Here is a 24069-nt window from a genome sequence, read left to right as displayed (position 1 = left end):
AGACAGGGAGAGCTTCGACGGCGATGACGGACATGGAGCTTCTGCAGAGACTCGGGCTGGCGCTGGCGATCGGGCTTCTGGTCGGGCTCGAGCGTGGCTGGCACGGGCGGGCGGAACGCGAGGGCGCGCGGGTCGCCGGGGTGAGAACCTTTGCGCTCGTCGGTCTGCTCGGCGGGGTGACCGGCGGGCTGGCCCCCGTCTCGGGCGCTGTCCTGCCGGGCGCGGCCCTGCTCGCGGTGAGCGGCCTGCTGGCGGTGAGCTACTGGTTCACCCTGCGCGCCGAGGGCGATGCCGGGCTGACCACCGAGATCGCCATGTTGCTGGTGTTCGTGCTCGGTGCCGCCTCGGTGCTCGGAGAAATGGCCCCCACCGCTGCCGCAGGCGTCCTTTGCGCGCTGCTGCTGTCGCTGAAATCGCGGCTGCACGGCTGGGTGGCGCATATGGGCAGCGGCGAGCTGTCGGCGGTGCTCAAGCTTGCGCTGATCTCGGTGGTGGGGCTGCAGTTGATGCCTGACCAAGGTTACGGCCCCGGGGGCGTGCTCAATCCCTATGATCTGTGGTGGGCCGTGGTGGTGGTCGCCGGTCTGTCTTTCCTGGGCTACGTGGCGATCCGCCTCGGCGGGGCGAAGCTTGGCATGCTGCTGACAGGCCTCTGCGGCGGGCTCGCCTCGTCGACGTCCACGACTTTGGCACTGTCGCGGGTCGTGCGGGCGCAGCCGGGTCTTGCGCCCATGGCGGCGGCGGGCATCCTCGCGGCCGGAGCGGTGGCCTTCCTGCGCGTGCTCGCGCTGGTCGCGGTCTTCGGCCCCGCGCTGCTGAACCAGCTCACGCCGCCGGTGGGGGTCATGGCCGCTGTCGCGCTGCTCGCAACCGTCGCGCTCTCGCTGCGGGCGCGGGCGGGCACAGAGGCGGCGGGGCAGGTCGAGGGGATCGCGAACCCGCTCGAGCTCGGCGCCGCGCTCGGCTTCGGCGGGGTGCTCGCGGCGGTGCTGCTCGGGGTGCACTATCTCCGGCTCTGGCTCGGCGTCGAGGGGGTCTACGCGGCGGCGGCCCTGTCGGGATTGACGGATGTGGATGCGCTGACCATCTCGGTATCGCGGCTGGTGGGCCGGGACCTCGCGGCCTTTCACGGGGCGGTGGCGATCTTCATCGCGGTGTCAGTGAACTCTGTCGTGAAAGGGGCGATCAGCTTCTTCGCCGGGAGCCGCGCGCTGGGACTGCGGGTGCTGCCGGTCTACCTCCTGACGATCGTTGCGGGCGGCGCCATGCTGGCGCTCGGAGCGCCAGCGCAGCCCTAGGCCTTGCGCCTCCGCAGCTGCTTCTCGCCCTCCAGCAGGACCAGAAAGACGATGCCGATCCCGAAAGCGAGAAGCCCATCCGCAAAGGGCACAGGCGCGGTGTGAAAGATGGACTGCATCGCCGGCAGGTAGGTAATCGCGCATTGCGCGCCGGCCACGATCAGCACGCAGGCCCAGATGACCGGCGTGCCGCGGGCGGCCTTCAGGGTCAGCGAGGTGCCGTGGATGTTGCGGATGAAGAAGAGGTGGAAGATCTCAAGGATCACCATCGTGTTCATCGCGGTGGTCTGCGCAAGGGCGACGGGCTGGCCCCGGGCGATGGCGTGGAAATACATCCCGAAGACCGCCGCGAGAAACAGCGTCGAGACCAACGCGATGTGCCAGACCAGCGTGCCGCTGAGCAGCGGCTCGGTGCGCGGACGCGGGGCGCGGCGCATCGTGCCCTCCTCCGGCGGCTCGAAGGCGAGCGCGAGCCCCAGCGTGCCGGCGGTGATCAGGTTGACCCAGAGGATCTGTACCGGGGTGATCGGCAGCGCCATCCCGGCAAACAGCGCGACCACCACCGTCATCGCCTCTCCGGTGCTGGTGGGCAGAGTCCAGCTGATCACCTTCTTGATGTTGTCGTAGACCGTGCGGCCCTCGCGCACCGCCGCCACGATCGAGGCGAAATTGTCGTCGGCCAGCACCACGGCGGCGGCCTGCTTGGCGGCCTCGCTGCCGGTCAGTCCCATGGCGATACCCGCGTCGGCGCGCTTGAGGGCGGGGGCGTCGTTGACCCCGTCGCCGGTCATGGCGACGGTCAGCCCGTGCGACTGCAGCGCGGTGACGAGACGCAGCTTGTGGGCCGGAGAGGTGCGCGCGAAGATGTCGGTCTCGTAAACCGCCGCGGCCAGCGCGGCATCGTCCATCGCCTCGATCTCGGCACCGGTGAGCACCTGCGCGACATTCTGCAACCCGATCTCGCGGCCGATGGCGCGGGCGGTCGCGGCATGGTCTCCGGTGATCATCTTCACCCGGATACCGGCGCCCCGGCATTCTGCGACCGCAGCGATGGCTTCGGGGCGGGGAGGGTCGATCAGTCCGACGAGCCCGATGAGCGTGAGCTGCCCGTCAAGATCGGTCTTGTTCAGCACGGTCTTCTCGGGCGGCATCGCGCGCTGGGCGACGGCAAGCACCCGTTGCCCCTCGGCGGCGAGCCGTTCGACCATCGCCTGCCAATGCTCCCGGTCGAGCGGCGCAATGCCGCCGCCATCGCGGCGCTCGTCCCTGCAGAGCGCGATAACCGCCTCGGGCGCGCCTTTTACATGCAGGCAGGCATGGCCCTCGTGATCATGGTGCAGCGTGGCCATGTAACGGTGCGCCGCATCGAAAGGGATGGCGTCGGTGCGGCGCCACTGGCGGAAGGGAGCCGGGCCCGCGCCGGTGATCTTGCCTGCCAGCGCCATGAGCGCGCCTTCCATCGGATCGCCCTCCACCTGCCAGCCGGTATCGGTGTCGCGCAGCAGCGCGTCGTTGCAGAGCGCGGCGGCAAGGGCGAACTCGGCAAGGACGGCGTGCTCCTCCGGTGAGACCTGACTGTCGTGCCAGAGTACCCCGCCCTCTGGAGCGTAGCCTTCTCCATCCACCGAATAGAGCTGCCCGGAGGCGGCGAGGCTGGCCACAGTCATCACGTTGCGGGTGAGCGTGCCGGTCTTGTCCGAGCAGATGACCGAGACCGAGCCCAGCGTCTCGATGGCGGGCAGCTGGCGCACGATGGCGTTGCGCCGCGCCATGGTCCGGACCCCGACGGCGAGCGTGATGGTCAGCACGGCGGGAAGACCCTCGGGGATGGCGGCGACCGAGAGGCCGACGATGGCCATGAAAAGATCGCCAAAGGGCAGGTGCCGCACGAAGCTGCCATAGGCCAGCAGCACGGCGCCGACGGCAAGGATGACAGCGGTGAGCCAGCGGGCAAAGCGGTCCATCTGCACCAGCAGCGGGGTCTGCACGGTCTCGACGCGGGCGAGCATCCCGCTGATCTGACCGATCTGCGTTGCGGGACCGGTGGCGGTGACGACAGCCGTTCCGGTCCCGGCGGCGATCATCGTGCCCGAATGGAGCATTGAGCTGCGATCCCCGAGCGCGCAATCTTCGGCCACCGGCGCAGCGGTCTTCTCGACGGGAACGGACTCGCCGGTCAGCACGGCCTCCTGCACCTTCAGCGCATGCGCGTCGAGCAACCTCAGGTCGGCCGGCACCAATGCCCCCGGTTCGACGAGGACGATATCGCCGGGCACCAACCCGGCCACGTCGAGGCTCTGCCGCTTGCCGTCCCGTAGCACCGAGGCCCGCGGCGCCAGCATGCGGCGGATCGCGGCCATCGCATCCTCGGCGCGTCCTTCCTGAACGAAGCCGATGACGGCGTTGATCAGAACCACAGCGAGGATGACGCCGGTATCCACCCAATGGTGGAGGGCCGCGGTGACCACGGCCGAGCCGAGCAGCACGTAGATCAGCACGTTGTGGAACTGCCTCAGGAAGCGCAGGGCCGGGGTGCGCTGCGCCGGCTCTGGAAGCAGGTTCGCGCCATGCCGGGCCTGCCGCCCCGCGGCCTCCGCGGTGCTGAGGCCCGAGGCCGAAGTCTCGAGCCGGTCGAGCGCGGCCTCGGGTGAGAGTGCGTGAAGCGGCGGACTGGTGTCGGGCGACGGCATCAATGCGGTCCTTCCGGCAGGGATCGAGGCGTCCGTGGCCCGGCGGGCGGCTGTCCACGGCGAACAAGGGAGAGGCGGACCCATTGTTACCCGGAGTCGGCGATCTGGCACTTCGAGTTTTGCACTTGCGAAGAAGAGTCGCAGCGCGCGGTTGGCGGGGATATGGGGGGGACTGGGAAATCCGTGCTGCGCCTTCTGTTCGATCTTTGGGCTAATCCGTCGCCCACGCAGGTTTCTCCTTTTGATAGGGACACGCTGGCTCCCCTCGACTGCCCGGGCAGCGGCGCGGGTGGAGGCATGGAAAGTCGTTTGAATCGAGGCGCGTCCAAGCTCCCTTGAGGTGGTCCCTTCGATCTTCCGGGTGGCGATATCGTAAGACACTCGAAAAGTCTCGAAATAGCGGATCAATATTCTCCCATTCAATTTATTATTGTGTTCGAGGGAGTGAGATTATTTGGAGGAGGGTCGTTCATGTATTGGGCTGCTTTAGCGCGCGCGGGAAGGATGCTCGAAAAAGGAGATTGGTCCGACAAGGCCATCGCGCTGGTCGTGGACTACCTCGAGCATCTCGCTGAAACCATCGCTGGCGCTCTGGAATCGCCTCTGGACGAGTACTCCTCTGCCATGGACGTTGAGATCGGGGGCACCGCGGAGGCGGAGGGCGAACACACTAGGGCGAGGGCGGATCTGACCGCGGAACTCAGCGATACGGAGTATGGGTCCTTCGCGGTGGGCAGCGGGACCTTCTCGGCGGCCGCCGAGGGCGGCGCCGAGACCGCGACAACGAACGCATTTTGCGATGTGGACGGCGCGGATTTCGTCTTTACCCGAACCACGACCACGACGGGCGAAAACTGGTCAGAAACCAGAACCCAAATGATCGCTGTGGACTTTGCCTGTATCGATATGGACAGCACGCTGATGATCACGCCGGAGAGCAGCTACCGGCTCGGGACCTACCAGCATGTGGAAAGCGGGAATGTCGCGACCGTGGATTTCGACGTGGAGGTCAGTGCGACACACTCCTATGCCGAGGTCAGTACCGGCGCGATCGCGGTCGAGGATACCTATTCCGGTTCGTCGATCGAAGCGACCCTGGCTATTGGATGAGCGACTTCGGCGAGGCATTCCCTCGCCGCGCCTTGTTCCGAAGGGGGGGCGGCGCGATGCGCCTAGTCAAGGCCCAGGCGCAAAACGCCTGTCTCGTGCATGCCACTTCGTGTTCGGGTCGGGCCATGCGCAGCCCATGGCCGCCCGGTATCGGGTCTCTGGACGTCAGGGGCTTGAGCCACGATCCGCTGCTTGGAACGGCGATCAATGACTGTTGGGTAACACGCTATAGATAAACGATAAGCCATCCTCACATCCTATCCGGGTGTCGCGCTGCACCGTCATATTTGAAATATAGGCGGGGTCTTCTTTCAGCGATAATCCGCCAACTCGTCGGTGGGGCATATATTCGTAAGTGCCCAGCTCATCGCAGTGGTATACTGAAATTCCTCGTGAATTGTTCTAAAATTTGCATGTTTTCCAATAAAGAAGATTCTGAAATCCATCTTTAATGAGGTCCCGTTCCACAAGGGGCCCAGCGACGGAAGATTGATGCAGTGAGTATTTCAAACTCAAAGGAGCCCATCCTCTACATCGTGGATGAGATGCCCCTGACTCGAGCGCAGCTTTCCCAGTTCCTGTCTGGGTTTGCGCGGCTTCACGGGTTGCGGATCGAAGAGATCGCCGCCAGTGATGCCGACGACATATTTCCGCAGGCGGCGGGCGGCATGTGCGTCATCAATACCGGTGCCAGCACCAGCGATGAAATCTGGTTCGGCATCGTGCGCAAGCTCAGCCAGACCGCGCGTTTCGGACCGGTCGTGCTGTTCTGTGAAGCAGCAAGTGCAGAGTTCGTGCGGGGTGCGCTCCAGGCCGGGGCACGCGGCGTGGTTCCGGCATCGACCAATCCGGCAGTCGCGCTCAAGTCCCTGGATCTGACCTTGCACGGGGGCATCTTCGTGCCCCCATCCGTGCTGGACCTGTTGCAGTCCTCGGAGCCGTCCAGAGAGCCGGGCGAAGCGCCGCCCGGCGACCCCGAGCAATTGCCCGACCTGTCCGGGCGGACAACCGGTGACCATGGCGCGGCCCCGCGCCCTGTGGCCGCGGCCCCGCGTGTGAGCCCGCGGCAGACACGGCCCGAGCAGCCGGGCGACTCCGGCGCCGCGGCGGAAAGCGACGAGCCCGACCTCGCCGATCTTACACCTCGGCAGATGGCAGTGCTGGATCATCTCGGCAAGGCCTGGTCCAACAAGGAGATCGCCCGCGTTCTGGACACCACCGAAGCGACTGTGAAGCTGCATGTCCGGCAGGTCATGCGCAAGCTTGGGGCCAAGAACCGCACGGAAGCCGCGCTGATCGCCGCGCGCCGCGAACTCGCGAAGTATCCGGCGCCAAGGCAGCGGACGGTGTCGGGGCTGGAGCCGGTGACGCCTGCCCGCAAACCGATCTACCAGCCGATGCAGAACCATCGCGACCTGCATGCCGCCACGCTGATCGCCGACGCCCCAAGCCCGGCGCACGGGTTTCTCACCGCCGGTCGGGGCGGCGGCGATACCCGCGCGGCCGAACACCTTCGCCGCATGGAAAAAAGCGCGCCGGTGCATTTTCCCGGTATCTTCCCGGGCCGGCCGCTTGAGCTGAGTGTTCTTCGCGCCGACGCGTTTCGCCAGAGGCGTTTCAGCGTCTCGATGGCCATCTTGCTGTCGCGGTCAAACACAAGCTGCAGGAACTCGGCGCCCTCGTCCTTCCGGTGGTGCGGCGCTTCGCCTCCCACCGCTCGCGTTCTGACTGCCCCGGGGGGCTCTACGGACTGCGGTGAGGCGCCGAGCCGCTGCACAAATGTCAGACCGGATTGCGGGCAGGCTCGGCGCGGGCCATGGCGGCGTGCAACGCAATCAGCCCGGCGCCGAGGGCCAGCCCCACCGACATGAGCGGAACCGTCTTCCACAGGATGAGCACCGCCGCGAGCAGACGCAGCGCCAGCTCCCAGCGGCGCAGGCCCTGCCGGTCGAAGCGGGTCAGCGCCGAGGCGAGCAGGTAGAGCGCAAACACCAGCCGGGCGCCCAGCAGGAGCAGGGCGGTGACCTCGACCTCGCCGCTATAACCCTCGATCAGGGCCCGGCGTCCCATGTCGTCGGTGATCGTCACCGCCTCCTCGATCAGCAGAAGCTCGGGATACCAGGCAAAGACGAAGGGGATCGCGAACATGACGATGCCCACGCGCACGGCGGCAAGGCCGGTGCGCATCGGCTCGGTGCGGGTGATCGAGGCCGCGGCGAACGCGGCGATGGCAACCGGCGGGGTGATCGCCGAGGCCACGGCGAAGTAGAAGACGAACATGTGCGCGGTGAAAAAGCTGACGCCGAGGCTCGACAGCAGCGGGCCGAGCAGCAAGGCGACGTTCACATAGGCGGGCACGGTCGGCATGCCCATGCCGAGAAGGATGGCGCAGAGCATGGCGCAGACCAGCGCCAGCATCAGGTAAACGCCGCCGACGATAGGGATCTCGAACCCGAAGAGATGCAGCACCTGCGCGTGCTCGAGCCAGGTGGTGACGGCGCGGGTCAGCTCTCCGGTCAGGCCGCTTTCATTGAGGAAGGCCGAGATGATCGACACCGCGAAGAGCAGCAGGAACAGCCGCGATATGAGGATGCCGCCGTCGGCGAGCGAGAGCAGCACCTTCGACGGCTTTGCTCGCGTCTCGGGGTCGAGGAACAGCAGCGGCAGCAGCACCGCCACGGCCCACCAACCCGCCGAGACCGCGTCGCCGGTGGCATTGGTGATGATCTGGGTCACGAAGTTCGGCAGCAGCGCGGCTAGCATGCTGTCGCCGATCGTGTCCTTGGAACCGAGCAGCAGGAAAAGGATGGTCAGGATCGGCAGCAGGATGATCACCAGGTTCAGCCAGTCCTGCCGGTGCATCACCAGGTCCTCGGGGATCTCGCGCATCGCCTCGATCCGGTCCTTGCGGGCCTGGAACATCACCGCGAGAAAGATCGAGAAGAAGAAGGCCAGCGCCGGCAGGAAGGCGGCGGTGATCACCTTGGTGTAGGGAACCGCGGTCAGCGCCACGAGAACAAAGGCCGCGACCCCCATCACCGGCGGCATGATCTGCCCGCCCGAGGAAGCTGCTGCCTCGACCCCACCGGCGAACTGCGGCGAGAAGCCGTTGCGCCGCATCATCGGGATGGTCAGCCGCCCGGTCGAGAGCACGTTCGTCACCGGTCCGCCGGTGATCGTGCCGAAGAGGGCAGAGGAGACGATGGCCGCATGCGCCGGTCCGCCTCGCAGCCTGCAGGTCATCCGCACCGCCAGCTTGATCAGCGAGGTGCCGCCTGCCGAGGTGCCGAAGAGCGCGCCCAGCACCACATAGGGGAAGACCTGATTGACCACGATGTCCATGAACCGCCCCATGAAGCCGTCTGGGGTGACAAAGACATTTGTCGCCTTCTGGATGGCAGCGGCGCGCAGGTCGCCCCCGTCGGCACCGAGCTTGGTCAGCAGGAAATTGTTGTCCGACAGATCGAAGATCCAGATAAGCGCGGTCGCCACGGTATAGAGCACCACCACGCTCGCCACGGCCACCAGCGGAAGCCCCCATACCCTCACGTTGTAGAGGAAAAACAGCGTGATGATGGTGAAGAGCAGCGGGATGATCCAGATGCCGAAGCGGGCCTGGCAGGCGGGGACCTCGGCCTCGAAGGAGATGCCGGGGATCACCCCTGCGGAGCGCTCCGTGGCCTCCTGTATGAGCCGCGCGCGCTCGCCGGTGAGCTGGTCGATGAGGCAGATCGAGTCGACCTCCACCAGGAAGCCGACCGCCGCGAGCACGGCGGCGAGGATCAGCCCCGCGTCGAGGAGCGCGCCGAGCCAGGCGCGCTGCGGGTGGTCCCATTTCCACGCCCGGTAGACGCTGGAATCGAGCGCCACGATCAACATCATCACCAGGAAGACCGGCGGGTAGAAATACTCCGGCGGAAAGCCCGAGACCCGGAAGAACGGGCGCCCGGTAATCTCACGCGCCCAGTCCTGCAGGCCGGGGATCTCGGGCATCGTGTTGATCATGCCGACAATCACCAGGATCACGGCGAGGACCAGGGCGATCCGCTTGCCCAGCGGGCGGGTGATGTCTTGCTGTGTCATGTCACCGGAGCGTTGCTCGGGCGGGGCCACAGGCGCGGCCCCGCCAGGTTGACGGGATCAGGGCCTGCTCAGGGGCGCAGGCAGTCGGCGATGCTGTAGCCCGCCTCCTCGAAGGCGCGGATGGCGCCGGGGTGCATTTTGATCTGCACCGCGCCGCAGGCGCCCTGGCTGGTGCCGTCGATATCGCCGAAGCTCATCCGGGCGAAGGGGCCGCGCGGCGAGCCGGTGATGAAACGGTCCTCGCCGCCGAGGTAGGCCTTGGTGATCTGGTAGACGAGATCTTCGTCGAGCCCGGCGGGCACGATCTGGCCGAAGGCGGTGGCGAAACTGTCGAAGGTGTCGTCGTCGGTGACCACGGTGATGTCATTGCCCGCGTAGGCGGCGCGGAAGTCCTCGACCGGCACCGAATAGGGCGCATGCCCCGGCGCGGCGACGATCTGCTGGCCGAGCTCGCTGGCGAGCAGGTCCGAAGGCACGTCGTGGATGGTGATGCCGCCCGCCGAGGCAATGGCGATCTGACGGCCCGAGGGCAGCCCTTCGGGGATCGTCCAGACATCGGCGCCGCCGCCGGTGATCGTCGGGACGGTGTCGGGCCAGTCGGTCTGGATGCCCTCGTAGCCCTCGCCGTCCTTGAGGCCCGAGAGCAGCTGGATCATCGCCCGGCCGGAGGTCAGCGCGGCGCCGCGCGGCGGACCGTTCCAGATGCGCTTGCCGGTCAGGTCGCGAATGTCCTCGACCGGGTTGCTGTTGTAGTAGCCGAGCATCTGCGCCGAGCCGGCGTTGAAGAAGATCGCGCGGATGTTGGATGCCAGCTCGGCGCCGCGCTCGGGGCCGACGCCGGCATAGGGGCCGATGCCCCGGGACAGCAGGAAAGGCAGGATCAGCGGGGCAGGGGCCATGTCGAGCCGGCCCTCGGCGACGGCGAGCACCGAATTTGTCAGCGTCGCGCCCTCGGTGATCTGCATGGTCGCGACACCGGCGCTGTCGAGCACCGCGGCGAGGGTGGAGTCGATGTAATGCGGCGTCGAGCCGGGCGTCGTGGTTTCGGCGGTCAGCGTGGCCTGGGCCGAGGCGAGCATCGGCGCAAGCGCCAGAACGCCGCCCATGAGCGTCTGTTTGAACATGGTTCCTCCCTTTGGTCGCCGCCCTCCTCCAAAGGCGGACGCCCCGCGTTTCCCGGGGACGTAGGGGAAACGCTCGCAGAATATATATGACTTGTCACGTATTATTTATTCGGGCTTTATCTGGTCAACGGGAGGCTCAAGATGACCAATGCGACCAAACGCGATAGCGCGCGCATCGCGGCGCGGCAGGCGCGGGAGGACCACAACCTCTTTTCCCGCCTGCCGGCGATCTATGCCGCGTCGCGCTCGCAGGGGCAGCAGTTCCTCCAGCGGGGCGGGGAGCTGTCGATCGTCGAGTGGCGCACCCTGTGGGACCTGCACGAGGTCGGGCCGATGACCATCCGCGACCTCGCGGCGACGCAGCGGGCGGATCATTCGCTGCTCAGCCGGGCGCTGCCCGAGATGCGTCGCAAGGGCTATGTGACCATGCGCCGGGACGAGGACGACGGGCGGCAGACCATCGTCGAGATCGCCCCCGCAGGCCGCGCCGCCTATCACCGCGCCGCGCCGGTGATGGCGCGCCGCCGCGCCGCCCTGCGCGAGGTATTTTCCGAGGAGGAGATCGGCGTTTTCGTGGGCTATCTCGACCGGCTCGAGAGCTTCCTGCGAAGACCCGTGGACGAGGTGCTGAAGGAGGAAAGCGCAAAGTGACCAAGCCCCCCAACGTTTTGTGGATCATGGCGGACCAGCTTCGCTTCGACTACCTCAGCTGCACCGGCCACCCGCATCTGCACACCCCGCACATCGATGCCCTCGCGGCGCGTGGCGTGCGCTTCTCCAACGCCTACGTGCAGTCGCCGGTCTGCGGCCCGTCGCGCATGTCGGCCTATACCGGGCGCTACGTACGCAGCCATGGCTCGACCTGGAACGGCATGCCGCTGCGGGTCGGCGAGCCGACGCTGGGCGATCACCTGCGCGAGGTCGGCGCCCGCGCGGTGCTCGTGGGCAAGACGCATATGACCGCCGATGCCGAGGGCATGGCCTGGCTCGGCATCGATCCGACCAGCGAGATCGGGGTGCGGGTCTCGGAATGTGGCTTCGAGCCCTTCGAGCGCGACGACGGGCTGCACCCGGACAGCCCCCGGCAGAACTGGTCGGCCTATGACGATTATCTCGTGGCGCAGGGCTACAGCTCCGAAAACCCCTGGGAGGATTTCGCCAACTCGGGGCTCGACGACGATGGCGAGCTGCTCTCGGCCTGGCTGCTGAAGAACTCGCGGCTTGCCGCCAATGTCCCCGAGGAGCACTCGGAGACCGCCTATATGACCGACCGCGCGATGGACTTCATGCGCGAGGCGCGGGCCGACGGGCGCCCCTGGGTGTGCCACCTCTCCTACATCAAGCCGCACTGGCCCTATATCGTGCCCGCGCCCTACCACGACATGTACGACGAGAGCCACATCGTGCCGCCGGTCCGCTCCGAGGCGGAGCGCGAGACCGATCACCCGCTGCTGCGCGCCTACCATGGCGCAAGGGTCTGCCGCAGCTTCTCGCGCGATCATGTCCGCGAGCACGTGATCCCGGCCTACATGGGGCTGATCAAGCAGCTCGACGACAACCTCGGGCGGCTGTTTGCCTGGATGGACCGCGAGGGGCTGAGCGAGAATACCATTGTCGCCTTCACCTCGGACCATGGCGACTACATGGGCGACCACTGGATGGGCGACAAGGACTTCTACCACGAGATGGCGGTGAAGGTGCCTCTGATCATCGCCGACCCGCGCCCCGAGGCCAACGGCACGCGCGGTCTCGTCTCGGACGCGCTGGTCGAGATGATCGACCTCGCGCCGACCTTCATGGCGGCCCTCGGCTGCCCGCCCAAGCCGCATGTGATCGAGGGCCGCGACCTGACGCCGGTCCTGCATGGCACCGGCGGGGTCTCGCGCCGCTACGCGATCAGCGAACACGACTACCACTGGTCCGACATGGCCCGCACGCTCGGCCAACCGCAGGAAGAGGCGCATACGGTCATGCTCTTCGACGGGCGCTGGAAATTCATCCGCTGCGAGGGGTTCCGGCCCGTGCTCTTCGATCTGGAAACCGATCCCGCCGAGCTGGAGGACCTTGGCGCCTCGGAGGCGCCCGAGCATGTGCAGGTGCGGGCGCGGATGGAGGCGGCACTGCTTGACTGGTCGCGGCGGCACCATACCCGCATCACCGCCACGCCGACCGTTCTGGCGCGGCAGAAGATGGCGGCGGAGACCGGCATCCTGATAGGCTTCTGGGATGAGCAGGAGTATCAGGAGGCGACAGGCAAGGCGTTTGACAGCCTGAGCCCCGTGGGCCGCGGGTAGGGGCGCCAGCGCGCTTGTCCGGGGTCTGCGAATGCGCTAGCCCGACCTGCGGGGCAAAAAGGGGACCGGCCATGGCGAAGGCGATCGAGACGCTGGAGGTCGGCGAGCTGCGGTTTCTGACCACGCACCGCACGTTGGCGCTCGTGGCGCGCACCCTGAGCGGCAGCCTCGCCACGCTCACCGAGAGCTTCGGCCCGACCGACATCTGGCTGGGGGCGCATCGCGCGCGCCGCATACCGCGCACCCGGGGACGGCGGCTGGTGGTGGTGCAGACCGAGCAGATCCTCGGCGCAGACGGCCGCGCCATCGAAACCAAGCTGACCCGCAGGCGCATCGCACGGCTGGCGCTGCAGGCCGATCTCTTCGTCGAGTGGAATCCGCAGAACCGCGCGTTCTATGGCCTTCTGCCCCGGCTACTGCCCCGACGCTTCCTCTTCGGTCCCTATGTCTTCGGTCTCGGGCCGCGGGCGCAGAGCCCGGGTGAGGGGGTGGTCTTCGTCGGCAGCCTCAACGCCGAGCGGCAGGCCAAGCTCGCGCAGATCCGGGACGTGCGCGCTCTACCGATGAAGGCGGGCATCGACGAGATCGAGCGGGCCATTGCCTCGGCGGCGGCGATGCTCAACCTACACTCGCTTCCCGGCGCCTACACCGAGGTGCCGCGGGTGCTGATGGCGCATCTGGCGGGCAAGCCGCTGGTCTCCGAGCCGCTCGGGGCGCCTTTCGAGGCGGGGGAGAGCTACCTTCTGCCAGACGCACCTGTCAACGCCGAGGCCCTGGCCCATGTCTGGCAGGGGCTGAACGCCGTTGCGGCGCGCTATCCGATCACCGAGATGCTCTGGACCCCGCGCGGGTGATGGTGGCGAAGGTGCGAGACGTCGAGCTTCACGCTGGGGACAGATGACCTCGTTCTCCTGACTCTCGGGTGACCGCGTCACGAGCGGAGCGGCGTGCCGCTCAGGCCGAGCCAAGTCTGCATCGTCTAGTCCAGCTCGCGACGGCCTCATCTCGAGCCTGCTGGCGGCCCTGAAGGTCGTGAGGCCCATCCAAACCTCGGCCATGGTCCGCAGACCCATGGTGACGAAGAGATCGACCTCGGTGCCGGGGCCGGCGAGGCAGGGATCGACCGCGCCGTTCGCCTCGACCATGAGCCACGAGAAGCGCTTGGCGGGCGGCTGCCCGGGAAAGTGGACGTTGAGGACGGCGCGCCGCGGGGAACCCTTGCCCGGTCAGAACCATTCGAAATCCTGATCGTCGGCAGCAGTCCCGGCCCCGGCTTCCTGCGCGGCCTGTGCCACTATTCCTGCCTGCGCGCCGAGGAGCCTGTCGTGGATTTCGCGTTCCTCGGCCATCGTGTAGCGCCTTCGCAGCTCTGCGGCGAGGTCGAGCGTATCGGCGCGAAATCCGTCTTCGGGTTCGGCAACCGTCAGACTCGAGGCCAGCTCTCGAAGGAGCTGCGCCGAGTGGCGTTGCGCGGTCATCTCCCCCGCGCATTGAGCGAAGGCGGCGCGCGCGCGGTGCCTCGTCCAGCAGCTCCCGCAGCGAGGCCAGCAGCGCCTGCGACAGTTGTATGATCGTCTCCAGCTCGGAGAGTTCCGAGGCGATCGCGTCCATCGGCGCGGACCGCTCGCTTTCTTCGGACATCAGCGCCTCGGCCTCTGTCTCGATGTCGCGCAGTTCGCCGACGATCTCCGACTGGAGGCGCGCGCATTCGGATGTGAGCTCGCCGAATTGCTTCGCGACCACCTGCATCGCCGCGCCGGCATCGCCCGAGTGCACGCTGCGCAGGAGCACGTTGACGCTGGCAAGGCGCATCTGGGTGCGGATCTCGTCGAGCTCGGCAATTCCGGTTTCCATCGCGCGTACCGTGGCCATCAGGTCTCCGATGCGGGCGTCGAGATGGGATCGCATCGCAGCACTCTTTTCGAGAAGCGCGAGCCCACGGGAAAAATCCTCGCGCAGGGCCTGCATGTCCGAGGCGAGTGCCAGATCCTCTCCCTGGGACATGGACCGGGCGAGGTCGAGCATGTTGCTGGTGACGGTGGAGAGCGTCTCCAGCTCGCGGGACAGGCTTTCGAGACTGTCCTCGAGCGTGAGTCCGGTGGCGCTGAGCTGAGCCGCCGCGAGCTGCAGCAGAAAGGACGTGGTGTGCTCGTCAGGGTGCCGTTCCAGATCCTCGGAGAGGAAGGCAACCACATGTTCGAGCCGCTGCCGAAACCGGTCGCCGATCTGGAGATCACTGATCGCCTGCGAGATGCGATCCCAGACCTTGCCGACGTTTGCCTGCCTGGCGTCCATGTTCGCGCAGAGCGTGCGGATGTCGGCGCCGGAGGACTTGACCTTGCCCGCAAGACCCGCGCCCATGGCGAGGAGGCTTTCCAGATCTTCTTCGCCGAAGGCCCGCTGGGATTGGTCGAGCCCGAGCGTCCGGTGCTTCAGTTCCTCGTGCTTGGCGAGGAGCCCGTTGTAGCTTTCCCGGCTGCGCGTCGCGAGAAGCCGTATCTCGTCGGAGAAGCCCTTGCCCGCCTGAAGCGTGCTGTCCGTTTCCACGATCCGCGCCGTGCTGGCATAGCATTCGATCATCCAGACAATCCTGGCCAGCGCGTCGAGGCGCGGCCGGGCCCTTGTCAGGGCCGCGCTGATGGCGGTGACGGCCTGCGCCTCGGCGGCGTTGCGGCGACTGGCGGACAAGGTCCGGGCGACCATCCAATCGATCGCGGCTTCGATCCGGCCGCCGCGGATGTCGTCCAGTCCGCGGCGATAGTCCTGCAGGGTCGCCATGAGGAATGACAGCGCGTCCCGCCCCGCGATCAGCGAGTCCGCCGCTTCGGTAAAGACCTGCTCCACCGGTAGCAGAAGCGCCTGCACCTTCTGGGCGGGCTGCCCCGGTTGCTCTGTCACTGCCGCCGGCGGTGGCGAGCCCCGGGTCGGGAGCGGGCCGGTTCGGAGGGGGAAATGCGCCGATGCCAATGACTGCTCCACTGTCGTTATGTCGGCGTAGGTAGTCCTGAGGTGTGAAGCCTGCGTTATGGCGAGCCCCCGTACCGCTAAAGATGGCGCGAAATCCCAAATCTGGTCTTAACGCGAATCGCGCATGTGGTGTCGGCAACGAAAGAGATCGCCGGAGCGCGTGGACCATGGCCCTGACAATTTCCTCGATCCAGGAGGCCGCCGGCCATCTGAAGGCGCAGATCGCCTCCGGGCAGGACGTGCTGACCGTCAGGCGCGGAGCGGCGCTCGATGCCGCGGGCGCCCAGCTCCTGGCGAGCGCGGCGTTGGCGATCTCGGCGCGCGGCGGCACCCCGGCAATCGAATTCGCAGAAAACGGGGACGCGTTGAAGCTCTGGAAACGCCTCGGGCTCGAACAGCTTTTCGAGACCCGTATTGCCGATCCCGCGCCGGAAGGGGAGGAGAGATGACGAAGCGCATTCTCGTCGTGGATGATTCCCCCTCGGTGCGGCGGCTCATCTGTTCGACCCTCAGGAGCGCCGGCTACCAGCCTGTCGAGGCGGTGGACGGGGCGAACGCGCTCCAGGTGGTCGGAACGACCCGGCCGGATGCGGTCATCACCGATCAGAATATGCCGAACCTGGATGGTCTCGGCTTCATCCGCGCCTTTCGGCAGCGGCCGGAAAGCCTCGGCGTTCCGGTGATCTTCGTGTCGACCGAGACGGACGCCGCGCTCAAGGCCAAGGCGCGGGAAGCCGGGGCCATCGGCTGGATGGCCAAACCCTTCGACGATCGCAAGCTGCTGAGCGTCGTGACGAAGGTGCTGGGCGGATGAGCGCGCCGGAGATCGACCCGCTCTTCACCGCCGAGGCACAGCAGCTTGTCGAGAGCATAGAGGGCGGGTTGCTCGATCTGCGCGCGCGCCCCGAGGACAGGCAGCTGGTCGACAGCGTGTTCCGGGATCTGCACACTCTCAAGGGGACCGGCGCGATGTTCGGCCAGAGCGCGATGGCGCAATTCCTGCATGACTTCGAGACCACCTTCGAAGCAGTGCGGGACGGTGCGATGGCGGTGACGGAGCCGCTGATCGGGCTCAGCCTGCAGGCTTGCGATCACGTGGTCTCGCTGCTGGCTGGCGGGCCGGAAGAGCCGGGCAGGCGGTTGTTGCTGGCGCTGCGCGATCACGTCGCCTCGGCGCGGGACCGCGAGGGTCCGGCGGGCGCGGGTGACGGCGGCTCGAGGTGGCAGCTGGAATTCGGCCTGAGTGCCGACACGCTTGTACTCGGCGGGCATCCCGAGGCGATCCTCGACGAGCTGCGGGCGCTCGGGGCCGATGACATCCGTCCGCTTCTCGACGGGCTGCCGCCAATCGACGCGCTCGAGCCCGAGACGTGCTATCTGCGCTGGCGCGCGAGCCTGCCGGAGACGGTTGGCGAAGATCAGATTCGCGACGTTTTCCTGTTCCACGAGGACGGGCTGGATCTCACGCTGGCAGGGCCCGCGCAGCCGGGTCCGCCCGCGCCGCTGGACGAGGCGGAGATGGTGCCGGTGCAGGCCCTGAGTGATGGCGGATTGATGCGGGTCTCGGCGGTTCGGCTCGACGAGATGATGGACCGGGTCGGCGAGCTGGTCATCGCCGAGGCCCGGCTCGCCGAGCTTGCAGCGCGCTCGGGGGACGCGCAGCTTGTCGCGGTGGCAGAGGAAATCCAGCGCCTGTCTACCGGCATGCGCGAGACGACCATGTCCATCCGCATGACGCCGATCGGCTCGATCACCGGGCGCTTCCGACGGCTGGTGCATGATCTAACGCGGCTTCTGGGCAAGCAGATCGTGCTCGATTTCGAGGGGCTCGACACGGAGCTCGACAAGACCGTCGTCGAGCTGCTCGCCGACCCGCTCATGCATCTGATCCGCAATGCGGCCGATCACGGGCTCGAGGACCGCGGAACGCGGGCCTCGATGGGCAAGCCAGAGCAGGGGCACATCCGTCTTTCGGCCCGCTATTCCGGGGCAGAGGTGGTGATCGCCCTCTCCGACGACGGCCGCGGGCTGAACCTCGAACGGATCCGGGCGCGGGCGGTCGAACGCGGGCTGATCCCCCCTGACGCGGAACTGTCCGAGCTGGAGACGCGGGGGCTGATCCTCGAGCCGGGCTTCTCGACCGCGGCGGAGGTGACCGAGCTCTCGGGGCGCGGCGTGGGCATGGACGTGGTCCGCCAGACCATCGACAAGCTGCGGGGCAGCATCGAGATCGACAGCGAGCCCGGACATGGAACCGCCGTCCGGATGCGCCTGCCGCTGACTTTGGCGATCATCGACGGCCTTCTGGTCGAGGTCGCGGGCGAGCGCTATACGCTTCCGCTCGCGGCGGTCGAGCACATCATCGAGCTTCCCGAGGTCAAGGCGCGCGATGGGGATGCGACCCGGTTTCTCGATATCCGCGACCGGCTCGTGCCTTACCTTCGCATGCGCAGGATGTTCTCGAGTCCGGGCGTGGCCGGCCCGCACCAGAAGGTGGTTGTCGTCACCTCGGGCGAGCTGCGGGTCGGGCTGACGGTCGACCGCATCATCGGCTCGAGCCAGACGGTCATCAAGCAGCTCTCACCCCTGCACGCCGAGCTCAAGATGTTCTCGGGGGCGACCATACTCGGGGATGGCAGCGTGGCGCTCATCCTCGACGTCCCGCAACTCGTGGCCTTCGGTCAGGCACTTGATGAAAGGCACGTCGCATGAACGAGCTGTCCACCCTTCGGCCGGGTGCAGAGACGAGCGGCCGCGATGTGGTCACCTTCCGACTTGGCGGTGAACTGCTCGCGATCAGGACGGCGAACCTGCGCGAGGTGCTCGAGCCCGGGGCAGTCACGCGGGTACCCAATGCCTCGCCCTTCGCGGCGGGGCTCATCAACGTACGCGGCGCTGTCGTGCCGCTCTGCGACCTGCGCATTCCGCTGCGCATGCCGGTCGCCGGGGCCGACACCGACACGCGGGTGCTTGTGCTCGATCTGGAGCTGGGCGGCGTGGCCTCGACCGTCGGCGTCATCGCCGAGCGGGTGCACGAGGTGACGCGCATCGAGACCGCCGCACTCGAGGAGGTGCCGGATGTCGGCAGCCGCTGGCCTGCGCATCTGGTCTCGGCCGTCGGACGGCGCGGCGACGAATTCCTGATCATCCCCGATCTTGACGCGATCTTCTCGGCCCATCTCGGCGGTGCCGGCCCTGCGTCAGCCAACACTGCCTGAGGAGCCCGACATGCGCCTGACCCTGAAGCTGAAACTTTCGGTGATCCTGATCTTCCTCGTGGCCGCCTCGACCGGCGCCAACCTGATGTCGCTCGATCGGTTGGGCGGCATGCAGGGCCGCATGGAGGATGTGGTCAACCTCCAGTCGGAACGTATCCGGATGGCCGAGGAGCTTGCCGTCGAGCAGCTGCGCGTGCAGCGCGACGTGCGGGAATACATCCTGTCCGAAACCGAAGCGACAAAGCGCGAGATCGGCACGTCGATGGAACAGGCCCGCAGGTATCATGACGAGACTTTCAACCGGCTCAAGAGCATCGTCACCGAAGAAGGGGCGCGCATTCTCAATTCCTATTCGGAAATCCAGACCCGCATCCGCGAGGTGAACCAGCGAGCGATGACGCTGGCCGATGCCGGCGACAGTCTCCGAGCGTTCCGGCTCGTGAACACCGAAGGCAAGACCGCCTGGAGCGAGATGGAAGTGGAGCTGGGCACCATTCTCGCGCTCAACAAGGACGGCATGCAAACCGCCGCCGAGGCCGCCGCGGACAATTATCAATCCTCGCGCATACTGACGATCGCGATCATGATCGGCATTGCCCTGGCAAGCGCTGCCGCGGGTCTCTGGATCGTCCTGACGATCTCGCACGGGCTGCGCCGGGCGATCCTGCTGTCGCGCAAGGTGGCCGAGGGAGACCTGACCGAAACCGCAGACATCCGCAGCAACGACGAGATAGCCGATCTCCTCGGGTCGATGAATGACATGACGGCGAACCTGCGCCGCGTGGTTGGCGAAGTGAGCAGCGGCGCGGCCCAGGTCGCGGCCGGCTCGACCGAGATGGCCTCGACGGCAGAGCAGCTGAGTCAGGGCGCGACCGAACAGGCGTCCTCCACCGAGGAGGCCTCGAGCAGTGTCGAGCAGATGACGGCGAACATTCGCCAGACCGCGGACAATGCCGCCCAGACCGAAGAGATGGCGCGCAAGTCGGCGAGCGATGCGCGCGAAAGCGGCACCGCAGTAGCCGAGGCGGTCGAGGCGATGAAGACCATCGCCGAGCGGATACTGGTCGTGCAGGAGATCGCGCGACAGACCGATCTGCTCGCGCTGAACGCCGCCGTCGAGGCGGCCCGCGCCGGGGAGCATGGACGCGGCTTCGCGGTGGTCGCCTCCGAGGTGCGCAAACTGGCCGAGCGCAGCCAGACCGCCGCCGGCGAGATTTCCTCGCTCTCGGGCAACACCGTTCGCGCCGCGGAAGAGGCTGGGCACATGCTAGAAGGTCTTGTTCCCGATATCGAACGGACCTCCGCGCTGGTCAGCCAGATCAGCTCGGCGAGCCAGGAGCTGGCCTCCGGGGCTGTGCAGGTGAACCTCGCGATCCAGCAGCTCGACAAGGTCACCCAGGAGAACACGTCCGCCTCGGAAGAGATGTCCGCGACCGCCGAAGAACTTTCGGCCCAGGCGGAAAGCCTGCGCGCCTCGATCGGCTATTTCCGCGCGGATACCTCGGCCCCTGCGGTCCCGGCCCAACGCGCGCGCAAGAAGACGCCCGGTCGAGCGAAGGCAAAACCTCGGCAGAAGAAATCGCTCTCGGGCGGCGGGTTCGATTTCGACCTTGGCGCTGCCGAGGACGACCTGGACGCCGCCTTCTCGCGGCACGGGACCACGCCGTCGCGCGGAAGCTCCGCGGCTTGAGGGGACGACATGGACCGGTCTTCCACCGTCGTGGCCTTTTCCATCTCGGACAGCCTGTTCGCGGTCGAGGTGCAGAACGTGCGCGAGATTCTCGCCTCGCGCCAGCCGCGGCGCTTGCCGAATGCGCCGAAACACCTGCTGGGGCTTATCGATGTGCGTGGCGAGGCCGTGGCGCTCGTCGATTTGCGAATCCTACTCGGTGAGCCGCCCAACGAGGATGTGGACGCGCGCATCCTGATCCTCACGGTGCCCGACACCGCCGGCGCGCATCTGGTCGCTCTGCGGGTCGATCGGGTGATCGCGGTGACGATGCTGGACAATGACGGTCAGCTGACCTCGGTCGCCGAGGCGGAGATGCTCGACTGGGATCAGCGCATTGTTGTCGGAGTGGGGCGTCACGAGGGTGACCTTGTCTTCCTTCTGGCCCTCTCGGCGCTCTTCGACCCGGCCATGATGGCGTCGCTGCGGTTGGCGGGAGGGGCGAGGGGGATGGCAGCGCCATGCAACGCCGTTTCCGCGAACTGATCTACCGCGAGACCGGCATCAAGATGCCGGCAAGCAAGAACCACCTGGTGTCCTCGCGTCTGCGCAAACGTCTCATCGCGCTTGGTCTAGAGACGCTCGACGACTATCTCGCCCATATCTTCGACGACGGCGGGCTCGAGGAGGAATGGGCCGAGATCATCGACCTGGTGACCACGAACAAGACGGATTTCTTCCGTGAGCCCGCGCATTTCGAGTTCCTCGCCAAGGTGGCGGTGCCCAAGGCGCTCGCGCAGGCACATGGCTCCGGGCCCGTACGGTTCCGGCTTTGGAGCGCAGCGGCCTCGATCGGCGCCGAGGCGCATACCGCGGCGATGATCCTGGCCGAGGCCGCGATCGCCTCACCCCGGCTGGACTGGAGGATCCTCGGCACAGACATCTCTGTCGGGGCGCTCGAAGTGGCGCGGCGAGGGGTCTACCCGGCCGATGACCTGGTTCCGGTTCCGGCGCATCTGCGCCTGCGATACGCGATGACCGGCCGCAAGTCGGAGACCAGCAGCGAGGTCCGCATCGTCCCGGAGCTCAGGCGCCGGATACGCTTTGACCAGCTCAACCTGATCGATCCGCCATATCCGGTCGCCCATGGGCTCGACGTGATCATGCTCCGCAACGTGCTGATCTACTTCGATGCGCCGCAGCAGGCGCAGGTGATCTCGGCGGTGACCGATCACCTGCGCAGCGGCGGCCATCTCCTCGTCGGGCATGCGGAGTCGATGATCGTCGCCGATCCGAGGCTGGTGCAGCTTGCCCCGGCGACCTTTCGCAAGAAGGAGCCCAGTGCATGACCCGGCCCAACGCGCCAGTTCGAGTCCTGATTGTCGACGACAGCGCGGCGGCCCGTGCGGCCTTCCGCCGCCTGCTCGAGGACGATCCCGGCATCGTTGTTCACGGCGTTGCAGGCGATCCCTTCGAGGCCGCGAAGCTCATGCGCGCGCAGCTCCCGGACGTCATGCTGCTCGACCTGCAACTGCCGCGCATGGACGGGCTGACTTTTCTGCGCAAGGTCATGGCGCAGCATCCGCTGCCGGTGGTGATCTGTTCCAGCTTCACCGAGAAAGGCTCGCGCAAGGCGATGGAAGCGCTTCAATGCGGCGCTTCCGAGGTGATCGGCAAGCCCTCGCTGGTGACGGCTGAGCAACGCTCCGAGGCGCAGATCCAGCTCTGCGATGCGGTCCACGCCGCGGCCTCGTCACGGTTGGGGCGAAAGGGGGTGGCAAAGGCGCAGCAGGAGCCGCTCCGGCCAGGTCCGAAGTTGACCGCGGACGTCATCCTCCCGCCGCGGCCTGCCAGTCCCGATGTCGGCCCCCCGAAGGGTCATATCATTGCCCTGGGCGCCTCGACCGGCGGCACCGAGGCCTTGGCCGCGGTCCTGGAAAAGCTCCCGGCCGATATGCCGCCGATCATCGTCGTCCAGCACATGCCGGAGCATTTCACCCGCAGCTTTGCGGAACGTCTCGATACGCTGTGCGACCTCGACGTGAGCGAAGCGCGGGCGGGCGACCGGCCGGAGCGGGGCCGTGTCCTGATCGCGCCGGGCAACCGCCACATGCTCCTGCGTCGCAACGGCGGGGGCTATCGCCTGGACCTTCTGGAGGGCGCCTATGTCTCGCGACACCGCCCCTCGGTGGATGTGCTCTTCCGGTCGGTCGCGCAGGCCGCGGGCAACAAGGCGCTAGGGCTGATCATGACCGGCATGGGCGACGATGGGGCGCAGGGCCTGCTGGAGATGCGTCAGGCCGGGGCCGAGACCTTCGGGCAGGACGAGGCAACCTCGGTGGTGTTCGGAATGCCGAAGGAGGCCATGGCAAAAGGCGCGGTGGACCGGATGCTGCCTCTTGGCCGGATATCGTCGACATTGGTGAACTGGGCCAATCTTCGCAGGAGCGGACCGCTCGCAGGTCCAAAATCCAGGTAGGTTCGGGAAGTCGGCGGCCGGGCACCGCGAGGCAGCCCCACTGGACTGCGATCTCGATGGCGACACCGACTCCGTGCTCTACCAAGCCGGACAGGGCGCTTGCCTCGTGCCTGTGCTGCTGCACGACGGAACCGGACGGGTCCAGGATGTGGGGCTGATCATTTCGCCCCGCGGTTCGGCGGGCCTGGCGCTTTTGGGGGTGTTCTGGTCACCGACCGCGTCGCCCGGGAAGCCGCGCGCCGTTGCCGCCGAGCCTCAAGCTGACCTTGCGGGAAAGGGCGCTCAGGGGCTTGAAAATGACTGCTGGTCACCATACCGGTGACCGGCGGTCATTTGGGGGTGAGAATGAAGATCGAAGGGCGATGGGCGTTGGTGACGGGCGCGACCGGAGGGCTGGGCGCCGAGCTTGCGGGCAGTCTTGCCAAGCGGGGTTGCAACATCGTGCTCTCGGCCCGCAGGCAGGGCGCGCTGGAGCGGCTCGCGGCGCGGCTTCGCGAGCGCCATGGCGTCGAGGTGCTGATCGAGCCCTGCGATCTGGGCGAGCCGGGGGCCGCCACCGAGCTCCACCGCCGGCTCACGCAGCGCGGGGTTACGGTCTCGATCCTCGTGAACAATGCCGGCTTCGGCCTGCATGGGGACTTCGTGTCCCACCCGGTCGACGCGACGGACGAGATGCTGCGCGTCAACGTCCAGAGCCTGACCGCGCTGACGCGGCTCTTCGGCTCGGACATGGCCCAGGCGGGCAGGGGCGCGATCCTGCTCGTGGGCAGCCTGACCGCCTATGCCCCCTGTCCGAGCTATGCGGCCTATGCCGCGAGCAAGGCCTTTGTGCTCCACTTCGGCGAGGCCCTTCATCAGGAACTCGCCGGCGCGGGGGTCGCCGTCACCGTGCTGTCGCCGGGGATCATGGCGACGGGCTTCTTGGACACCGCGGGCCATCAGCCGAGCGCCCTGCTGCGCGCGACCATGCTGTCCCCCGCCCGCGTGGCGGAGATCGGCATCGCGGCGCTGCTGAAGGGCAAGCGGAGCGTTGTTGCCGGCCGGATGAACCAGATGACCGCCTTGTCCGCGCGCCTGTTGCCCCGCAGATTGGTTCTGCGCCTCATGGCGCGCACGCTTGCGAATGCGGGGTAAGCA

The 24069-nt window shown here is 67.2% G+C and carries 19 protein-coding genes; 15 read left to right on the top strand and 4 right to left on the bottom strand.

What is annotated here, in order from left to right:
• The first annotated feature begins 23 nt into the window (after window positions 1-23).
• Window positions 24-1298 carry an MgtC/SapB family protein gene (locus CLG85_RS16845; protein WP_260349657.1) on the top strand — a complete coding sequence of 425 codons (1275 nt, stop codon included), beginning with the start codon at window positions 24-26 and terminating at the stop codon, window positions 1296-1298.
• On the opposite strand, the gene CLG85_RS16840 is transcribed toward CLG85_RS16845, so the two are convergent.
• Window positions 1295-3988, bottom strand: coding sequence for a cation-transporting P-type ATPase (locus tag CLG85_RS16840; RefSeq protein WP_095884209.1), 2694 nt, complete (start codon window positions 3986-3988; stop codon window positions 1295-1297). The two genes, CLG85_RS16845 and CLG85_RS16840, sit on opposite strands and share 4 nt — an antisense overlap.
• Window positions 3989-4459: 471 nt before the next feature.
• Between CLG85_RS16840 and CLG85_RS16835 the strand changes: the two genes are divergently transcribed.
• Together CLG85_RS16835 and CLG85_RS16830 are read left to right on the top strand one after the other, a co-directional pair.
• Entirely contained in the window at window positions 4460-5098 is a 639-nt protein-coding gene (locus CLG85_RS16835) for a hypothetical protein (protein WP_095884210.1), read from the top strand.
• Window positions 5099-5643: 545 nt separating this feature from the next.
• Window positions 5644-6969 (top strand): helix-turn-helix transcriptional regulator, encoded by a 1326-nt coding sequence (locus CLG85_RS16830; RefSeq protein WP_260349666.1) that lies wholly within the window; start codon window positions 5644-5646, stop codon window positions 6967-6969.
• Here the strand turns inward: CLG85_RS16830 and CLG85_RS16825 are convergent.
• Together CLG85_RS16825 and CLG85_RS16820 are read right to left on the bottom strand one after the other, a co-directional pair.
• Window positions 6881-9181, bottom strand: coding sequence for a TRAP transporter permease (locus CLG85_RS16825; RefSeq protein WP_095882113.1), 2301 nt, complete (start codon window positions 9179-9181; stop codon window positions 6881-6883). The genes CLG85_RS16830 and CLG85_RS16825 overlap by 89 nt on opposite strands.
• Before the next feature lie 68 nt (window positions 9182-9249).
• Window positions 9250-10305: a TAXI family TRAP transporter solute-binding subunit gene (locus CLG85_RS16820; protein WP_095882114.1), complete on the bottom strand. Its 1056-nt coding sequence runs from the start codon at window positions 10303-10305 to the stop codon at window positions 9250-9252.
• Window positions 10306-10446: 141 nt separating this feature from the next.
• Between CLG85_RS16820 and CLG85_RS16815 the strand changes: the two genes are divergently transcribed.
• The 3 genes from CLG85_RS16815 (at window position 10447) to CLG85_RS16805 (ending at window position 13453) form a co-directional block, all read left to right on the top strand.
• Complete coding sequence (locus tag CLG85_RS16815; protein ID WP_095882115.1) at window positions 10447-10956, top strand: MarR family winged helix-turn-helix transcriptional regulator; 510 nt, start codon at window positions 10447-10449, stop codon at window positions 10954-10956.
• Window positions 10953-12599 carry a sulfatase-like hydrolase/transferase gene (locus CLG85_RS16810; protein ID WP_095882116.1) on the top strand — a complete coding sequence of 549 codons (1647 nt, stop codon included), beginning with the start codon at window positions 10953-10955 and terminating at the stop codon, window positions 12597-12599. The genes CLG85_RS16815 and CLG85_RS16810 overlap by 4 nt, the downstream gene beginning before the upstream one ends.
• Window positions 12600-12670: 71 nt before the next feature.
• A complete protein-coding gene (locus CLG85_RS16805; protein WP_260349655.1) occupies window positions 12671-13453 on the top strand; it encodes a hypothetical protein in 783 nt (260 codons plus the stop codon).
• A gap of 100 nt (window positions 13454-13553) precedes the next feature.
• Here the strand turns inward: CLG85_RS16805 and CLG85_RS16800 are convergent, their stop codons facing one another.
• On the bottom strand, window positions 13554-15464 hold the full coding sequence (locus CLG85_RS16800) for a hypothetical protein (protein WP_095882118.1): 1911 nt from the start codon (window positions 15462-15464) through the stop codon (window positions 13554-13556).
• A 269-nt stretch (window positions 15465-15733) separates the two neighbouring features.
• Here CLG85_RS16800 and CLG85_RS16795 point away from each other — a divergent pair, with 269 nt between their 5' ends.
• From CLG85_RS16795 to CLG85_RS16755, 9 genes are all read left to right on the top strand, one after another.
• Entirely contained in the window at window positions 15734-16015 is a 282-nt protein-coding gene (locus CLG85_RS16795) for a hypothetical protein (protein ID WP_095882119.1), read from the top strand.
• Window positions 16012-16380 (top strand): response regulator, encoded by a 369-nt coding sequence (locus tag CLG85_RS16790; RefSeq protein ID WP_095882120.1) that lies wholly within the window; start codon window positions 16012-16014, stop codon window positions 16378-16380. The genes CLG85_RS16795 and CLG85_RS16790 overlap by 4 nt, the downstream gene beginning before the upstream one ends.
• Window positions 16377-18278: a chemotaxis protein CheA gene (locus CLG85_RS16785; protein WP_095882121.1), complete on the top strand. Its 1902-nt coding sequence runs from the start codon at window positions 16377-16379 to the stop codon at window positions 18276-18278. Before CLG85_RS16790 ends, CLG85_RS16785 begins: the two co-directional genes overlap by 4 nt.
• Window positions 18275-18784 (top strand): chemotaxis protein CheW, encoded by a 510-nt coding sequence (locus CLG85_RS16780; RefSeq protein WP_095882122.1) that lies wholly within the window; start codon window positions 18275-18277, stop codon window positions 18782-18784. Before CLG85_RS16785 ends, CLG85_RS16780 begins: the two co-directional genes overlap by 4 nt.
• Window positions 18785-18794: 10 nt before the next feature.
• Entirely contained in the window at window positions 18795-20474 is a 1680-nt protein-coding gene (locus CLG85_RS16775; protein ID WP_095882123.1) for a methyl-accepting chemotaxis protein, read from the top strand.
• A gap of 9 nt (window positions 20475-20483) precedes the next feature.
• Window positions 20484-20999, top strand: coding sequence for a chemotaxis protein CheW (locus CLG85_RS16770; protein ID WP_095882124.1), 516 nt, complete (start codon window positions 20484-20486; stop codon window positions 20997-20999).
• On the top strand, window positions 20975-21802 hold the full coding sequence (locus CLG85_RS16765) for a CheR family methyltransferase (protein ID WP_095882125.1): 828 nt from the start codon (window positions 20975-20977) through the stop codon (window positions 21800-21802). Before CLG85_RS16770 ends, CLG85_RS16765 begins: the two co-directional genes overlap by 25 nt.
• Window positions 21799-22932 carry a protein-glutamate methylesterase/protein-glutamine glutaminase gene (locus tag CLG85_RS16760; protein WP_260349653.1) on the top strand — a complete coding sequence of 378 codons (1134 nt, stop codon included), beginning with the start codon at window positions 21799-21801 and terminating at the stop codon, window positions 22930-22932. The genes CLG85_RS16765 and CLG85_RS16760 overlap by 4 nt, the downstream gene beginning before the upstream one ends.
• Before the next feature lie 345 nt (window positions 22933-23277).
• Window positions 23278-24066: an SDR family NAD(P)-dependent oxidoreductase gene (locus CLG85_RS16755; RefSeq protein ID WP_095882126.1), complete on the top strand. Its 789-nt coding sequence runs from the start codon at window positions 23278-23280 to the stop codon at window positions 24064-24066.
• Window positions 24067-24069 lie beyond the last annotated feature (3 nt).

The organism is Alloyangia mangrovi, assembly GCF_002300555.2.
Lineage (GTDB): Bacteria > Pseudomonadota > Alphaproteobacteria > Rhodobacterales > Rhodobacteraceae > Salipiger > Salipiger mangrovi.
This window is presented reverse-complemented; position numbering and strand designations above follow the sequence as displayed.

Excerpts from the sequence above, each read along its gene's own strand:
- CLG85_RS16845 (WP_260349657.1), top strand. The coding sequence starts at position 24 with ATGACGGACATGGAGCTTCTGCAGAGACTCGGGCTGGCGCTGGCGATC.
- CLG85_RS16840 (WP_095884209.1), bottom strand. The coding sequence starts at position 3,988 with ATGCCGTCGCCCGACACCAGTCCGCCGCTTCACGCACTCTCACCCGAG.
- CLG85_RS16835 (WP_095884210.1), top strand. The coding sequence starts at position 4,460 with ATGTATTGGGCTGCTTTAGCGCGCGCGGGAAGGATGCTCGAAAAAGGA.
- CLG85_RS16830 (WP_260349666.1), top strand. The coding sequence starts at position 5,644 with ATGCCCCTGACTCGAGCGCAGCTTTCCCAGTTCCTGTCTGGGTTTGCG.
- CLG85_RS16825 (WP_095882113.1), bottom strand. The coding sequence starts at position 9,181 with ATGACACAGCAAGACATCACCCGCCCGCTGGGCAAGCGGATCGCCCTG.
- CLG85_RS16820 (WP_095882114.1), bottom strand. The coding sequence starts at position 10,305 with ATGTTCAAACAGACGCTCATGGGCGGCGTTCTGGCGCTTGCGCCGATG.
- CLG85_RS16815 (WP_095882115.1), top strand. The coding sequence starts at position 10,447 with ATGACCAATGCGACCAAACGCGATAGCGCGCGCATCGCGGCGCGGCAG.
- CLG85_RS16805 (WP_260349655.1), top strand. The coding sequence starts at position 12,671 with ATGGCGAAGGCGATCGAGACGCTGGAGGTCGGCGAGCTGCGGTTTCTG.
- CLG85_RS16795 (WP_095882119.1), top strand. The coding sequence starts at position 15,734 with ATGGCCCTGACAATTTCCTCGATCCAGGAGGCCGCCGGCCATCTGAAG.
- CLG85_RS16790 (WP_095882120.1), top strand. The coding sequence starts at position 16,012 with ATGACGAAGCGCATTCTCGTCGTGGATGATTCCCCCTCGGTGCGGCGG.
- CLG85_RS16785 (WP_095882121.1), top strand. The coding sequence starts at position 16,377 with ATGAGCGCGCCGGAGATCGACCCGCTCTTCACCGCCGAGGCACAGCAG.
- CLG85_RS16780 (WP_095882122.1), top strand. The coding sequence starts at position 18,275 with ATGAACGAGCTGTCCACCCTTCGGCCGGGTGCAGAGACGAGCGGCCGC.
- CLG85_RS16775 (WP_095882123.1), top strand. The coding sequence starts at position 18,795 with ATGCGCCTGACCCTGAAGCTGAAACTTTCGGTGATCCTGATCTTCCTC.
- CLG85_RS16770 (WP_095882124.1), top strand. The coding sequence starts at position 20,484 with ATGGACCGGTCTTCCACCGTCGTGGCCTTTTCCATCTCGGACAGCCTG.
- CLG85_RS16765 (WP_095882125.1), top strand. The coding sequence starts at position 20,975 with ATGCAACGCCGTTTCCGCGAACTGATCTACCGCGAGACCGGCATCAAG.
- CLG85_RS16760 (WP_260349653.1), top strand. The coding sequence starts at position 21,799 with ATGACCCGGCCCAACGCGCCAGTTCGAGTCCTGATTGTCGACGACAGC.
- CLG85_RS16755 (WP_095882126.1), top strand. The coding sequence starts at position 23,278 with ATGAAGATCGAAGGGCGATGGGCGTTGGTGACGGGCGCGACCGGAGGG.